A 14,655-nucleotide genomic window follows, 5' to 3' on the forward strand; every position below is an offset into this window, starting at 1 on the left:
CCAGCACCGTGACCACTGTTCCGATCTCGCACGCTCGTGGCTGTCAGTCACGACTCTCGCATGTCGATCCCGCAACCATTCGGTGGGGGTGCGAGGATCGAATCGCAGAGTGTCATTCAGCCACCTGGAGCCGCTGGCCTGGGCCGCCCGTAGTAACCTAGAACGCGTCGTCGAGGTCGGCGGCGATGCTCTCGATGGCCTCGTCGGCGGCGTCGACGACGCCGACCATGCTGGCGAAGCCGTGGATCATGTCCTCGTAGTGGTCGCGGGTCACGTCGACGCCGTCGGCTTCGAGGCGGTCGGCGTAGACCGTCCCTTCGTCACGGAGCGGATCGAACTCGGCGGTGAGAAGCGTCGCCGACGGGACGCCCGAGAGGTCCTCGGCCAGCAGCGGCGCGAAGTACTCGTTGCGGAGGTGGATCTCGTCCTGAACGTACTGGTCGACGAACCACTCCATGCTCTCGGTTTCGAGGAAGTAGCCCTCGGCGTTCTCCTCGTAAGAGTCGAAGTCCGCGTCGAGGACTGGCGAACTCACGGCCGGATAGATCAACACCTGGTGGACGAGGTCCGGGCCGTCACGGTCCTGCACGGCGAGGGTGGTCGCGGCCGAGAGGTTGGCCCCCGCCGAGTCACCGCCGACTGCGATCCGGTCGGTATCCACGTCGATGTGATCGCCGTGTTCGGCGACCCACTCGACGGCCGCGTAGGCGTCCTCGACGGCCGCCGGGAAGGGGTCCTCGGGTGCGAGCCGGTAGTCAACCGACAGCACCGCACAGTCGGCGGCGTTGGTCAGCGACCGGCAGAGCGCGTCGTGTGTCTCCAGACTCCCGATGACGAAGCCGCCGCCGTGGAAGTACACGAGCACGGGATGGGGCCCGTCGCCGTCGGGCTGGTAGAGGCGGACCGGGAGCGCCCCGCCGGGCCCCTGAATCTCGAAGTTCTCGACGTTCGCCACGTCCTCTCCGTCACCGCGCATCGCGGCCATCGCCTCCAGCTGATCGCGGGCCTCCTCGACCGACACGGCGTAGGTCGGCGGCATCGGCTGGTCGTCGATCATCTGCAATACGGCTTGCACCTGTGGATGTGGTTGGTCTGCCATACCGTGGCTCACGGACCGCGCCAGTGTTAATTCTATCCCACGCTGAGCTAACGACGTAAACCAACCCGGCGTTTTGCCGCGCCACTGTTACTCGTGAACGCGGACGGGTAAAATTACTGAGATGCATACGCAAACATTTTTAAATGAATGCGGCGTATCCTCGGGTAGCGATGAGCACAGGTGTTCTCCGGGCTGGCTGTCGGGGTGAGCGCTCCGTATGAGTACGAAAAGCGGGCTCGCACAGCGGCTGGCGATCGTCGCCGGGTTCGAGAACCCGTCAGCGTCGCTGGAGCAGTACCGGACACCGCCGGAACTGGCGGCCCATCTGGTCCACACGGCCGATCTGCAGGGCGATATCGAGGATCGCACCGTCGTCGACCTCGGGTGTGGCACCGGCATGCTGGCGCTTGGGGCTGCGCTCAGGGGCCCGACGCGAGTCGTCGGGATCGACCTTGACCCCGCGCCCCTGGCGACGGCGACGGAGAACGAGCGGAAGGTGGCCTCCGCGTCGGCCGTCGAGTGGCTCCGCGCGGACGCGACCAAGGTCCCGCTCCGTCCCGACGGGCCGACGACGGCCGTGATGAACCCACCGTTCGGCGCGCAGGCCGGCAACGAACACGCCGACCGCGCCTTCCTCGAAACCGCCGCCGAGATCGCCGACGTGTCCTACTCGATCCACAACGAGAACAGCGACGAGTTCGTCGAGGCCTTCGCCGCGGACGAGGGCGGCGAGGTCACCCACGCGTTCCGGGCCACCTTCGAGTTGCCCAACCAGTTCGACCACCACACCGAGGAGTCCAGCACCATCGACGCGGAAGTGTTCCGCGTCGCGTGGCGCTAGCCTCGGCCCGCGATCCGGACCCGCGTGTCGTTCGTGAACGCGAACAGGCCCCCGGATTTCGTCCGGTTGAACGCCAATCCGCCGGCCGTGACGTTGTTGCCCACGGTCGGCACTTCTGTCCGGCCGAGCGTCTCGTTACGACTGACCACGGCGAGTCCGAAGCGTTGCTCGGCAGGTTCGAGGACGATTCGACGGCCGGCGATTCGCGGCTGTACCGTCGAGGGATTCGAGGTAAACGCCAGCCGTCGCCGTTCATCGTGGGAGAGGTAGACCTTGTAGACGGAGTCGTTGCCGACGGGATTCCAGGCCGTCCGGTTCGCCACGACCCGCTCGTACCGGCCGGGACTGCCCAGGGCCAGCGTCACCGACCCTCTGGCAGCCAGTTCTCGCTTCCCGGCGAACGTGTAGAATATCTCCCGGGACTCACTGGTGACGATGACGCCACTGGTGTTGACCTTGCCGCCGCCGAAGGGACCGACGGCGAACGTCGAGGTGTACTGGTCGGTGATCCCCTCAGCGTAGGTGACCTCGTAGCCGTCGACGCTGATCTCGCCGTCCACGCCGTCGTCGAGGACGAACAGCCCCGTCCAGACGGCCGTCAGCGAGAGCGCGACGAGGAGAGCCCCGAAGACGATTCCGGCCAACTCCCTGGTCCGCAGGTCCGCCGTCAGCGACCGGTCGGTCAACGGAAGATCGAGACGCGACAGGAACATCCGGTCGCCGTAGCCCCCCATTCCGCCGACGATCAACGCGGCGAGCAGGAAGATCACGGCCACGCCCACGGCCCGATAGAGCACGAATCGACCGCCGGAAATTGGCGTGTAGAGTTGCCAGAGACCCTGGAGGACGGCGAACAGCAGCGTCGCGAACCACAGTCGGCCCGGACCGGGTAACCGATCCCGGCGCACTGCCAGATACCCACCGAGCGCGAGCCCGAGGAGGAAGCCGTAGAGATGCCCCTGGATCGCGATGTTGGCCCAGCCCGGCGTGACGAACACCTCGCTCGCGCGCGAGACGGAGAAGGGGTCGGTCGTCGCCCGGATCACGAGGTCGACGATGCGCGCCCCGAGAAAGACGAGGATCGACGTGATCGGATAGGACGCGAGTGCGAAGCCCGCGATGGCGAACACGACGCCGGAGAACCCGATGGTCGGTCCGAACGAGAACACGCCCGAGAGCAGTCCGACGCCGACCGCGGCGGCCGGAACCGCGAGAATTCTGACGAACGGATTGTCCCGGAGCCGGGCGAACGACTGACTGCCCCGTGACTGGGGGAAGTGTCCCCACGCGTACTCGGCGACGGGCATGAACGTCAGCGTCCCGACGAGGTTGGACGTGACGTGGTTGAGCCCGGAGTGGGCGAACGGCGACGTGAGGACCCCGAACGGGTAGAAGTACGACCAGCTGACGAAGGGAATCATCAGCGGCTTTCGCGGGTGTTCGTACCCGGCCTGGACGACGAGATAGAACGCGGCCACGCCGGCCACCGTCAGCAGCGTGCCCCACGGGATGCCGAGGACGAACCGCCGACGGAGCGCGTGGCCCCAGCGCCCCCGGGGCCGTTCGAACCGGAGTGTGACGCCCAGCGAGAGCAACACCGACACCAGCACCACGCCGGCCCAGACCCACCAGGGAATCGCCCGCAACAACGCGATCTGTAACACGCCGGCTCCCATACCGGTGCCTCGGCCCCGGTTCCATTCAACCTACCGGACCAGTCAGAACCGCGGCAGGTTGGTCAGCTCACCGTCGGGCACGTTCTCGTCCTCGAATGCCTCGCGCGCGATGGACCGCTTGTGGACCTCGTCGGCACCGTCGATGATGCGGAACGCCCGCACCGACTCGTAGAAGTCCGCCAGCGGGAGGTGCCGGGAGATCCCCGCGCCGCCACAGGCCTGCAGTGCCAGGTCGATGGTCTCCTGGACGACGTTGGCGGTGTAGTACTTGCTCATGGCGACCTCGATGCGGGCCTGCTGGCCCCGCCGGATCTTTTCGGCGGCGTGACGCGTCATCGTCCGCGCGGCGTGTAGCTGGGTCTCCTGCTCGGCGATGGCGAACCGCTGGGCCTGCTTCTCCGAGAGCTGGTCGCCGAAGGCCGACCGCTCCTGCATGTACTCCTTGGCGATACCCAGCGCGCGCTCGGCCATCCCCGAGAAACGCATACAGTGGGTCAGCCGGGCCGGACCGAGCCGCTCCTGGGCGATGGCGAAGCCCTCGTTCTCCGGGCCCAGCAGGTTCTCTTCCGGAACTCTGACGTCGTCGTACCGGATCTCGGCGTGGCTCTCGTGGACCACGTTCGGCCCCAGATGAGGCGTCGGTTCGACGATCTCGACGCCGTCGGCGTCGGCCGGCACGAGGATGATCGACGTGCCCGAGTAGGGGTGGGCGTCCATGTCCGTGCGGGCCATCACGAGCAGGAGGTCGGCCTGGTCGCCCTGCGTGGTCCACCACTTGTGACCGTTGATGACCCACTCGTCGCCGTCTTTCTCCGCCGTGGTCTGCATCATCTTCGGGTCCGACCCCGCGCCCTGCATCGGCTCGGTCATCGAGAAGCCGGAGTTGATCTCACCGGCCACGAGCGGTTTCAGCCACTCCTCCTGTTGCTCGTCGGTACCGAACATCTCCAGGGTGTGCATGTTCCCCTCGTCGGGGGCGTCCACGCGCATCGCCGCCTGCCCGAGCAGGCTCTTGCCCGCCTCCTCGAACAGCGGGAGCACGTCCCGGAAGTCGTACCCGCCGCCGCCGAACTCCTCGTCGATCTGGGGACAGTAGATCCCGCGCTCACGCGCAACCGCCCGCAGGTCGTCGATCTCGTCCTGCGGAACGGGACCGTCCCCCAGGTACTCGCGCTCGACCGGAATGACCTCGTTCTGGACGAACTCGTTTGCCTTCTCCCGTAGCTCCATTGCCGTCTCGGAATCCTCGTAGTCGACTACCATACCACCCCTTACGAACACAACATTGTAAAACATCCCCTACCCGTGACGGCACGGTCCACGGACCACCGCGATTCATCTCCGGCTCCGGACCGCGCCGGCCCGGGCAACCCCCACTTATTCATACGTGGGCCGTAATCTACCTAACAATGTTAGCGGACACTGGTATCGCGTCCGGGGTGACAGTCCCGTGACCGACGAGAGCGAGGCGTACTTCGACCGGATCGTCGATACGGAGAAACTGGCCGACTACCTGGAAGCCGAACTCGGCCCCGTCGAGGAGTACGACGTGGCCCACCACCAGGAGGGCCACTCCAACGAGACGCTGTTCGTCACCTGGGGCGGGCAGGAACTGGTCATCCGGCGGCCACCACCGGGCGAGACCGCAGACAAGGCCCACGACGTACTCCGCGAGTACAAAGTGGTCGACGCGTTGCAGGAGACCGACGTTCGGGTGCCGACGACGGTGGCGGCCACCGACGACCACGATATCATCGGCTCGGACTTCTACGTCATGGAGCGCGAGAAGGGAACCGTCTTCCGGGACGAGGAACCCGAACGGTTCCGGAACCCCGACGCGCGCCGACAGATCGGTGTGGAACTGGTCGACCGACTCGCCGAGATCCACCAGGTCGACTTCGAAGCTGTGGGCCTCGGCGAGTTCGGCTACCCCGAAGGGTTCACCCAGCGCCAGGTGAAGCGGTGGAGCGAGCAGTTCGAGTGGGCCTTTCAGGTCACGACCGAGGAGCGGGAGGTCCCCGTCGTCCACGACGTGATGGAGTGGCTGAAGGAAAACGCCCCCGAGGACCACCCAGAGACCCTCGTCCACGGCGACTACAAGCTCGACAACGTGATGTACGCGCCCGCGGACGACCCCGAGATCGCGAGCATCTTCGACTGGGAGATGTCCACGCTGGGCGACCCGCTCACCGACCTGGGCTGGATGCTGTCGTACTGGTGGGACGCGAAGGACCCCGAGCCACCCGAGTCGACCGACTCGCTGTCGACGACGTTCATGGCGAACGACGACTACGTGACCCGCCAGGAACTTGTCGCCCGCTACGAGGACGCGACCGGCTTCGAGTTCGAGCACGAACGGTTCTACCGCGCGCTGGCGGTCTACAAACTCGCCGCGCTCGGCGAGATGTTCTTCCGCCGGTTCCTCGAAGGCAACAGCGACGATCCGATGTACCCGAAGATGCGCGATGGCGTCCCCGCGCTGGCCGACCGCGCCCAGCGGATCATCGACGGCGAGGAACCGCTGTAGAACGTTCTCAGTCCGGCCGCTCGATCCGGAACCGGTCGTCGGTACTCGCGTAGTAGTTGCCCGCCAGCCGACCGACCGCGTCGATCTTGCGCACGTCGACTTTCCCGTCGGTCGTCACGTCGTCGTCGACGTGGACGAGGACGATCTCGCCGAGGATCATCGTCCCGACACCCACGTCGACCACGTCGTACAGTTCACACTCGAAGGCGATGTCGGCTGCGGCCACGCGGGGCGGCGTGACCGTCTCGCTCTCGACGCGCTCCAGACCAGTGTGGTCGAACTCACTCTCCTCGGACGGGAGCGTCGCGCTGGTCTCGTTCATCGACTCGGCCAGGGGTCGGGTGACGACGTTGTGGACGAACTCGCCGGTATCGACGACGTTGCGGGCCGAATCCTTCAGTTCGTCCGGCCCCTTGTCGGCGGGCGAGAACATCACGACCGGCGGGTCGACGCTGACCACGTTGAAGTAGCTGTAGGGGGCGAGGTTGTCGACGCCGCCCTCGCTCGTCGTCGAGATCCAGCCGATGGGACGGGGGACGACCGCGCCCGTCATCGTGCGATACAGCGACCGGTCGTACGTTTCGGGGTCGATCTGCATGGGGGGTGGAACGTCCGTGTCGAAGGCCCGGACCCCTCTAATCCTGCCGCTTCAGAACAGGCTCACGCCGACGGCGTCGGGCCAGTTGACACTGCCCAGCGCGAGGAAGACGAGCGCGCCGCCCAGCAGGCCCACGTTCTTGAGGAAGTTGATCATCTCGTCTTGCTGGTCGTCCTCGGCGGCCGCCCAGAAGTCGTGCATCGTCGGCGTCGCCACGAGCAGGAACAGCGCGAGCGCACCCGCGCCGAGGACCGGGTAGGCCCCGAGCGCGATGGCGAGGCCACCGAACAGTAGCATCCCGCCACTGAACGGGACGGCGAGTCCCGGGAACGGAATGCCCTTGAACTGGGCGTAGGGGACCATCTCCTCGCCGTTCAGGAAGTGGTTGAGACCCATGAACGCCAACACAGCGCCGAACAGAACGCGGCCCAGAAGGAACGCGACGCCGGCTCCGGCGGTGTCGAACACCATCAGACCAGCACCTCCGCGACCGCAGGTAGTTCCGTTTCGATACCCAGTTTCACTTTGTTATCTGATTTCATCGCAATACCTGGTTACAATGCGAACCTATATAGTCGTTCCCGGACACTATAGTTAGTAGGTGACATCGATGACAGCGGAAGACAATCCCGACGCCTGCCCCATCGTGCGGTCCATCGAGCAGATCGGATCACAGTGGCGACTCGTCGTCTTGCACGACCTCCGGGAGGAGGAGAAGCGGTTCAACGAACTCAAGCGGTCGACCGGGGCGAGTTCCCGGACGCTCTCGCGAGTCCTCGACGACCTCCAGGAGATGGGTTTCGTCTCCCGCCGACTCGAAGAGGACGCACCGGTCGCGACCTTCTACACGCTGACCGACAAGGGCGAGTCGCTCTGTCCCGTCTTCGACGAGATCGAGACCTGGGCCGACGAGTGGCTAGCCCCCGAAACCGAACCCGAAGCCGAACCGGCAACCGCGGACTGATCGGATGACTGACGACACGAACGACGACCGCGACATCGAGATGGTCGTGGCGTACATCCGACCGAGCCGACTCGACGCGGTCAAGGAAGGGCTCGCTGAAGTCGGCGCGCCATCGTTGACGGTGTCGAACGTGCGCGGACGCGGAAGCCAGCCCGCGAAGAAAGAGCAGTGGCGCGGCGAGGAGTACACCGTCGACCTCCACGAGAAGGTCAAACTCGAATGTGTCGTCGCGGACGTACCGGGATCGGAAGTGGCGGAAGCGATCTGTGACGCCGCCTACACCGGCGAGGCCGGCGACGGCAAGGTGTTCGTCCTCGACGTGGCCGAGGCCTACCAGATCCGGACGGGCGAGCGCGGCCCCGACGCGGTCTGATAGGGACGAGGGCGGACTACTCGTAATGCTCCGGGTAGGCGTCGGCCAGCAGTTCCGGCTGGTCGGTCAGGCGCTCCCGGATCGGTGCGATAGCCTCGTCGATGTAGCCGGCCGCCGCGTTCTTGAGGTCCTGCGGGTGAAGTTCGCCGTCGACGTAGGTCGCTTCGAGGTCGTCGTAATCCTCGAAGACGAGGTCGCCGCCGTACTCCTCGGGGCGTTCGACGACGAAGTCCGCCTCGCGTTCTTCGAGGATCGGGAAGATCAGGAAGCGCACGTACTCCAGCACGCCGTTGTCCTCGACCTCGCCCTGCGGACAGTACGCGCCGTTTATCTTCTCGTCGACCTGTTCGGGGTCGTCGGTGAGGTTGATCTTCGAGCCGGCCTCGGAGGCACTCATCTTCCCGCCCGAGAGGCCCGACAGCAGCGGGGCGAACAGACAGACGGGGGACTCGCCGCCGTGGTCGGGGAGGATCTCGCGGCCGAGCATGTAGATGCCCCGTTGATCGATCCCGCCGTAGGCGATGTCGGCGTCCAGTGCTTTCACGTCGAGGCTCTGCATCAGCGGGTAGATGAGGCCGCCGAGCGCCGGGCTGTCGGACTGGCGGACGACCTCGCTCGCGGCGCGCTGGGCCCGCGAGAGCGTGGTTTCGGCGGCCATCCGGTACATCTCCAGCGTGTATTCCTCGTCGAGCTGGAACTCCTGACCGCGCACGAAGTCGATGGATTCGGGGTCGCCGCCGGCCGAATCGAGCATCGCGCGGATCGACGCCTCGTAGTACTCGCTGCGGGCGTCGAGCAGGTCCCAGGGGCTCTTCTCGCTGTCGAGGTGGGCGTGCAGGTCGGCGATCAACACCGTGACGTCGACGCCGGCCCGCTGGAAGTCCGCGAGTTTCCGGATCGTCGTGAAGTGGCCGATGTGCATCTCGCCGGTGGGGGCGTAGCCGATGTAGGCGGTCGGCTCCCCGTCGAGCAGTTCCTCCAGTTCGTCCTCGGTGACGACCTCCTCGGTGTAGCGCGTCAGGAGGTCGAGCCGGTCGGCCGTGTTCATACCTCCGAGTCCCGGTGCCGGCGATTAAAACCTTGTCAGTCGCGGTGGCACGACTCGAACCCGGATGGAACAGACACAAGCCAGTCGGTTCCCTAGAGGCAATCATGTACACGGGGAAGACGGAGAAGCCCTGTTGCCTGTGTGGGAACCCCGACACCGAGTCGCGGCTGGACCTGCCGCCCCGCGCCGTCCAGCAACTGGACAACAGCGGGCCCATCGCCTGGCAGGACATCGTCGGCGAGGTGTCGATTTACTTCTGTGCGAGCGACTGGGAGACCGTCGTCGATCTGGTCCTCGACGCCGGGATGAGCCCGCTCTCGCGGTGTAACGCCGCCCGCGCGGACTTCGATCTCCGGGAGGACTTCGAGGCGCTGCTCAACGACGTGCGCGACGAACCCGACCAGCGACCGCTGGAACGGGAGATGCGCGAGGAGAGCCGCCGCGTGATCGAGGAGTACGACGAGGACGACCACGTAGAGGTCCGCGACCTCGTCGAGGCCCGCGTCGTCACCTGGGCGCTCGAAGACCTGGCCGACGACACCGTGGCGGCCGACGACTAACCGGCCTGCCCCGTCTCGACTGACAGCTCCGCCCGCCCCAGAGAGATGTACTCGTCGCCCCGCGCGGGCGTCGGAGTCCCCTCCCAGACGAGCCGACAATCGCCGACCCGCGTCGCCTGCGCCACACCGAGGGCCCGGGCCACGTCTCCGCCGTCAGCCACTCTGACCGTCCAGTTCGTGAGGACGCCGTTGACGCGACTCCAGGTCGTCAACTCGACAGTGACCGTGCCGTTCCCGTGATCGGTCACCGTCGTGGGACTGACCTCGGGGTACGGCGGCATCTGTGCCACGTCCGGATCCGCAGCCGGGATATCGGTCAGGTTCCGGACGTACCGGAACCGTATCACTGGGTCCGGACCGCTGGCAATTGCGTCGCCGTCGTCGGCAGTGGCCGTCAATCCTGAGAAGGCTCAAATAGGCGTTTGTGCCACAGCGTCGACGCCGCGATCAGTGCGCGTGATCGTGGTCGTGGTCGTGGTCGTGTTCGTGGTCGTGGTCCGGCGTCGAGCGTTCGACGGAGAGGCCGCGCCGGTGGACGATGCCCTGCATGTCGGCGGCCTCGGCGGCGAACTCGCGGAGGGCTGCCCCCGTTTCGGACTCGTCGTCCAGTACCGTGGGTTCGCCGTCGTCGCCACCCTCACGGACGCGGGGGTCGAGCGGGATCGAGCCGAGGAACGGCATGTCGGACTCGTCGGCGAACTCGCGGCCGCCGTCCTCGCCGAAGATGTGATGCTCGGAGCCACAGTCGGGACACTGGAAGGAAGCCATGTTCTCGACGATGCCGAGGACGGGCGTGTCGTGCTTGCCAAACATCTCCAGACCTTTGCGGGCGTCGTCGACGGCCACGTCCTGTGGGGTCGTGACGATGACCGCGCCGGTGACGGGGACACTCTGGAGCATGGTGAGCTGGGTGTCGCCGGTTCCCGGCGGGAGGTCGATCACCATGTAGTCGAGCGCGCCCCACTCCACGTCCTCCCAGAGTTGGGTGAGGACTTTGTGGACCATCGGGCCGCGCCAGATGACCGGGTCGTCCTCGCCGACGAGGAAGTCCATGCTCATCAGTTTCATTCCGAACTTCTCGACCGGGACAAGCTGCTCGTCTTTGGTGGCCTTTGGGCGCTCTTCGGCGGCGACCATCCGCGGGACGTTGGGGCCGTACACGTCGGCATCGAACAGGCCGACCCGGGCACCCATCTGGGAGAGCCCCGCTGCGAGATTGACGGCGACGGTGCTCTTCCCCACTCCGCCTTTCCCGGAGGCGACGGCGATGATGTTCTCGACGTTGGGGAGGACCTGTTCCTCGGCGTCGATCCCGCTGTCGACCGCCGCCGAGAGATCGATCTCCAGCCCCGTGTCGGCCAGTGCCCCGCGTACGTCGTTCGCAATCGCCGTCTCCGCCGGGGAGTAGGGTGCCCCGAGCGCCAGCGAGATGTGAACCGTCTCGCCGTCGACGGTGATGTCGTTGACCAGCCCGAGTGAGACGAGATCGTCGCCCAGGTCGGGGTCGGTCACGTTCCGGAGCCGGTCCCGGATGTCGGCTTCGTTCATACCGCCACTGAGGGGCCGGCGCGGCGATAAGGATTGTGAACTGGGGAACCGATGACACCGAAAGTGTAACCACAATCGATTACACGAGCCCCGCGTTCGTCAGCGGATTTAAGCACGCGGCCACCACAGAACCGGATATGTTGGTCGACCAGTTCGGGCGCGAGGTGTCGGGGGTCCGTGTCTCGCTGACGGACCGGTGTAACTTCGACTGCGTCTACTGCCACAACGAGGGACTGGGCGACACTCGCGGGCCGATGGAACCGCAGGACGACGAGATGAGTACCGACGACGTGGTTCGGTTCCTGGAGGTCGCCCGGGAGTTCGACGTGGAGGCGGTGAAGTTCACGGGCGGCGAGCCGATGCTCCGGGACGACCTCGAGGAGATCGTCCGGCGCACGCCCGACGGGATGGAGACTTCGCTGACGACCAACGGCACCTACCTCCCCGGCCGCGCCCCGGGTCTGGTCGACGCTGGTCTCGACCGGGTGAACGTCTCCCAGGACGCCCTCGACCAGGAGGCGTTCGCCGAGGTCACTCAGAGCGGCGAGTACGAGGCGGTCATCGAGGGGGTCGAGGCGGCACTCGACGCCGGTCTCCAGCCGGTGAAGCTGAACATGGTCGTGTTCGAGCAGACTGCGGGCTACGTCCCCGAGATGGTCGATCACGTGGCCGAGAACGACGGGCTCCAGCTCCAGCTCATCGAGTACATGCCCGAACTCGCGGGGCGGCCGGAGTGGGCCGTCGACATCCAGCGCGTCCACGACTGGCTCGAAGAGCAGGCCGAGCACGTCGAACAGCGGGAGATGCACGACCGCCGGCGCTACTGGGTGGGCGGGAGTCCCGCGAGTGAGTCGGGTGGGAACTCGTCGGACTCGTCCGACGGTGATCCCACGGACGATACCGGTGGCATGGTCGAGATCGTCGACCCCGTCGGGAACGCGGACTTCTGTGCGAACTGCCACCGCGTGCGCGTCACGCACGAAGGATATCTCAAGGGCTGTCTCAACCGGAACGACGACCTGCGGTCGATGGGCGAGATGACCAGGCCGGAGATCCGGGACGCGTTCCGCGAGACGGTCCACGAACGGGTGCCCTACTACGGGGAGTACATGATCAAAGACGACGACGGGGAGTGGACGATCAACGAGGAGTACATCGGCGTCTGATTATCGGTAGCCCGCGCCGTCCCGTTCTCGCGGTCGTTGGTCGACGTACAGCATCCCGAGCGTGACGACGAATAGCCACTTCCCGACCTCGTAGACGACGCGGCGGGCGAACGCGAAGTCGAGCGTCGGGGCGGTCCCGGTCGAGAGCCACTGCAGGGCGGTGACCAGGCCGACGAACCCTGCGAGGAACGCCCCCGCGACCAGTCCGGTCGCGAGCAACGCGCCGACGACGGTCCAGCGGGCGTGTCTGACCGCCTTCCAGCCGAGACTCCCCGCGAACGTCGGCCGGGCGCGGTCGATTATCGCCGCGGGAACGATCAGCGACGAGGACACCAGCAGGTAGAGCAACAGGGGATAGAGCGGGGCCAGATAGAGTTCGAGCATCCCGGTGGTCCAGACGCCGGGGACGACACTCGCCACGTCACCGCCCAGCAGCGCGAGCAGTGCGAGCGTGGCGAGCGAGATGGGCAAGAGCGGAACCGCCACCACGGCCGACCCGACGACGGTTCCCTGCACGAACGAGATCGGTGTCTGGGGATCGACGCCGGTCCAGTCGGCCACGGCGAGGTAGGTCACCGCGAGCACCGGACAGGAGACGACGAACTTGGCGGCGAGCAGTTCCAGCGACGTGAGATAGGTGGGCGCGACCGACGCGAGGACGCCGACCGCCAGATACAGCGCCGCGAGCGACGGCAGATCACGCAGGAACCTGACCGACCGCACCTGGAGCGAGAGCGTGTGCCCGACCGGTGTCGGGAGCGACGAGACGACGGTCCCGACCCACCCGCGCCCTCGCTCCGAGCGAGGAGTCGTCATCGACTCCGGACGGCGAGTACGGTCGCCGGCGCTGTCGATCGCTCCAGTCGAGCCCCCTTCATCGTACGTTCGTTTCAGTCGAGCCTACAAAATACTCCTCCCTCAAAAGACAGGTTCGGCCACCGGGGGTTCGAGGGTGCGCCGCCGGGGAGGAGCGGGACGCTTCCGTTGCGTTTAAATAGACCCTGGCAATAGCTCAGTGTACAGATCGTGTAGGGGCGTCGGGCCCCGAGTCCGAGAGAGACGGCGTGTCTCGCGGGCGGAAATACAACAGCCAAGCGGGTCGTGGTAGCCAAGTCTGGCCCAAGGCGCAGGGTTGCTAACTCTGTGGCGTCAAGCCTCCGGGGTTCGAATCCCCGCCACGACGCTCACCGACAACGGTTACACATGAGTGCAGAAGACCCACCCGAGGACGAAAACGCGGAGGAAGAGGAGGAGGACATCCGCTATTTCGTCCGTATCGGACAGACAGACCTCGACGGGACGAAATCCGTCGAGCGAGCACTGACAGACATGAACGGTATCGGACACCGGGCCGCCCGGATCATCACCGACAAGACGGACATCGACCGTCGGGACACCTTCGGTAAGCTCGAAGACGAGGAGATCGAAGAGATCGTCTCGCTCGTCGAGGGCTTCGCCGACGAGGTGCCCGAGTGGATGACCAATCATCAGTCGGACTTCTTCTCGGGGGAGACGACCCACGAGATCGGCAACGACCTCAACATGACCCGCCGGCAGGACATCAACCGGATGAAGATGATCGACTCCTATCGGGGCGTCCGTCACAAGCGCGGGCAGAAAGTTCGTGGTCAGCGCACGAAGTCCACCGGTCGTACCGAGGGGACCATCGGCGTCAACGTCGAGGCGATCAAGGAAGAGCAGGCCGAGGAGGCCGCCGAAGAGGGCGGTGAGGAATAATGCCACTCGGAACCAAGACCAAACTCTACGAGACGCCGAACCACCCCTTCCAGGGTGAACGAATCGCCGACGAGCACGACCTCGTCGCTCGCTACGGACTCAAGAACAAAGAGGAACTCTGGCGTGCCCAGTCGGAACTGCGTTCCTACCGGCGCGAGGCTCGCCAGTTGCTCGGTGCTACCCAGGGCGACGCCGAAGCGGCCGAGAGTCAGGAGTTCCTGGCCCGGCTGAAGAAGCTCGGCATCCTCAACGAGGAGGACAGCCTGGACGCCATCCTGTCGCTGGACGTGACCGACGTGCTGGAGCGCCGTCTCCAGACCGTCGTCTACCGCAAGGGCCTGGCCAACACGGCCAAGCAGGCCCGCCAGTTCATCGTCCACGGACACGTCACGGTCGACGGGAGCCGCGTCACCGAGCCCTCGCGGAAGGTCGCCGTCGCGGAAGGCGACGCCGTCGAGTTCGACAGCACGAGTCCGCTAACGGACGAACTCCACCCCGAACGCGCGGAGGAACAGTAA

The 14,655-nt window shown here is 66.1% G+C and carries 17 protein-coding genes and 1 tRNA gene; 9 read left to right on the forward strand and 9 right to left on the reverse strand.

The annotated features are described in order from the left end of the window. Positions 1-157: 157 nt before the first annotated feature. Positions 158-1,099 carry an alpha/beta hydrolase gene (locus MU521_RS10435; protein ID WP_092692468.1) on the reverse strand — a complete coding sequence of 314 codons (942 nt, stop codon included), beginning with the start codon at positions 1,097-1,099 and terminating at the stop codon, positions 158-160. A gap of 217 nt (positions 1,100-1,316) precedes the next feature. Between MU521_RS10435 and MU521_RS10440 the strand changes: the two genes are divergently transcribed. Further along, a complete protein-coding gene (locus MU521_RS10440; protein WP_092692465.1) occupies positions 1,317-1,940 on the forward strand; it encodes an METTL5 family protein in 624 nt (207 codons plus the stop codon). Here the strand turns inward: MU521_RS10440 and MU521_RS10445 are convergent. After that, on the reverse strand, positions 1,937-3,616 hold the full coding sequence (locus tag MU521_RS10445) for a rhomboid family intramembrane serine protease (protein ID WP_092692462.1): 1,680 nt from the start codon (positions 3,614-3,616) through the stop codon (positions 1,937-1,939). The two genes, MU521_RS10440 and MU521_RS10445, sit on opposite strands and share 4 nt — an antisense overlap. A gap of 42 nt (positions 3,617-3,658) precedes the next feature. After that, positions 3,659-4,879, reverse strand: coding sequence for an acyl-CoA dehydrogenase family protein (locus MU521_RS10450; RefSeq protein WP_092692460.1), 1,221 nt, complete (start codon positions 4,877-4,879; stop codon positions 3,659-3,661). Between the two features lie 187 nt (positions 4,880-5,066). On the opposite strand from MU521_RS10450, the gene MU521_RS10455 reads away from it, so the two are divergent. Next, positions 5,067-6,143, forward strand: a complete 1,077-nt coding sequence (locus MU521_RS10455) for a phosphotransferase family protein (protein ID WP_092692457.1) — start codon at positions 5,067-5,069, stop codon at positions 6,141-6,143. Positions 6,144-6,150: 7 nt separating this feature from the next. Here MU521_RS10455 and MU521_RS10460 read toward each other — a convergent pair whose 3' ends face one another. Next, positions 6,151-6,741, reverse strand: a complete 591-nt coding sequence (locus tag MU521_RS10460; protein ID WP_092692455.1) for a flavin reductase family protein — start codon at positions 6,739-6,741, stop codon at positions 6,151-6,153. A gap of 51 nt (positions 6,742-6,792) precedes the next feature. After that, complete coding sequence (locus tag MU521_RS10465; protein ID WP_092692452.1) at positions 6,793-7,212, reverse strand: DoxX family protein; 420 nt, start codon at positions 7,210-7,212, stop codon at positions 6,793-6,795. 139 nt (positions 7,213-7,351) lie between these two features. Between MU521_RS10465 and MU521_RS10470 the strand changes: the two genes are divergently transcribed. After that, entirely contained in the window at positions 7,352-7,705 is a 354-nt protein-coding gene (locus MU521_RS10470) for a winged helix-turn-helix transcriptional regulator (protein ID WP_092692449.1), read from the forward strand. Positions 7,706-7,709: 4 nt separating this feature from the next. After that, a complete protein-coding gene (locus MU521_RS10475) occupies positions 7,710-8,078 on the forward strand; it encodes a P-II family nitrogen regulator (RefSeq protein ID WP_092692448.1) in 369 nt (122 codons plus the stop codon). A gap of 16 nt (positions 8,079-8,094) precedes the next feature. Here the strand turns inward: MU521_RS10475 and MU521_RS10480 are convergent, their stop codons facing one another. After that, complete coding sequence (locus tag MU521_RS10480) at positions 8,095-9,126, reverse strand: tyrosine--tRNA ligase (protein WP_092692445.1); 1,032 nt, start codon at positions 9,124-9,126, stop codon at positions 8,095-8,097. Positions 9,127-9,230: 104 nt separating this feature from the next. Here MU521_RS10480 and MU521_RS10485 point away from each other — a divergent pair, with 104 nt between their 5' ends. Then, a complete protein-coding gene (locus tag MU521_RS10485) occupies positions 9,231-9,686 on the forward strand; it encodes a DUF7960 family protein (RefSeq protein WP_092692442.1) in 456 nt (151 codons plus the stop codon). Here the strand turns inward: MU521_RS10485 and MU521_RS10490 are convergent. Both MU521_RS10490 and MU521_RS10495 read right to left on the reverse strand, forming a co-directional pair. Continuing rightward, positions 9,683-10,084 (reverse strand): hypothetical protein, encoded by a 402-nt coding sequence (locus tag MU521_RS10490; protein WP_092692439.1) that lies wholly within the window; start codon positions 10,082-10,084, stop codon positions 9,683-9,685. The genes MU521_RS10485 and MU521_RS10490 overlap by 4 nt on opposite strands. Before the next feature lie 49 nt (positions 10,085-10,133). Then, positions 10,134-11,234, reverse strand: coding sequence for an Mrp/NBP35 family ATP-binding protein (locus tag MU521_RS10495; RefSeq protein ID WP_092692437.1), 1,101 nt, complete (start codon positions 11,232-11,234; stop codon positions 10,134-10,136). 137 nt (positions 11,235-11,371) lie between these two features. Between MU521_RS10495 and moaA the strand changes: the two genes are divergently transcribed. After that, entirely contained in the window at positions 11,372-12,400 is a 1,029-nt protein-coding gene (gene moaA / locus MU521_RS10500) for a GTP 3',8-cyclase MoaA (RefSeq protein WP_092692435.1), read from the forward strand. Here the strand turns inward: moaA and MU521_RS10505 are convergent, their stop codons facing one another. Then, complete coding sequence (locus MU521_RS10505) at positions 12,401-13,216, reverse strand: hypothetical protein (protein ID WP_092692432.1); 816 nt, start codon at positions 13,214-13,216, stop codon at positions 12,401-12,403. A 282-nt stretch (positions 13,217-13,498) separates the two neighbouring features. Here MU521_RS10505 and MU521_RS10510 point away from each other — a divergent pair. The 3 genes from MU521_RS10510 to MU521_RS10520 all read left to right on the forward strand — a co-directional run bounded on the left by MU521_RS10510 (position 13,499) and on the right by MU521_RS10520 (position 14,655). Next, positions 13,499-13,583: transfer RNA gene (locus MU521_RS10510), tRNA-Ser, on the forward strand. A 20-nt stretch (positions 13,584-13,603) separates the two neighbouring features. After that, a complete protein-coding gene (locus tag MU521_RS10515) occupies positions 13,604-14,137 on the forward strand; it encodes a 30S ribosomal protein S13 (protein ID WP_092692429.1) in 534 nt (177 codons plus the stop codon). Then, a complete protein-coding gene (locus MU521_RS10520; protein WP_092692425.1) occupies positions 14,137-14,655 on the forward strand; it encodes a 30S ribosomal protein S4 in 519 nt (172 codons plus the stop codon). Before MU521_RS10515 ends, MU521_RS10520 begins: the two co-directional genes overlap by 1 nt.

Origin of the sequence: Halorientalis regularis (assembly GCF_023698535.1) — an archaeon.
Classification (GTDB): domain Archaea; phylum Halobacteriota; class Halobacteria; order Halobacteriales; family Haloarculaceae; genus Halorientalis; species Halorientalis regularis.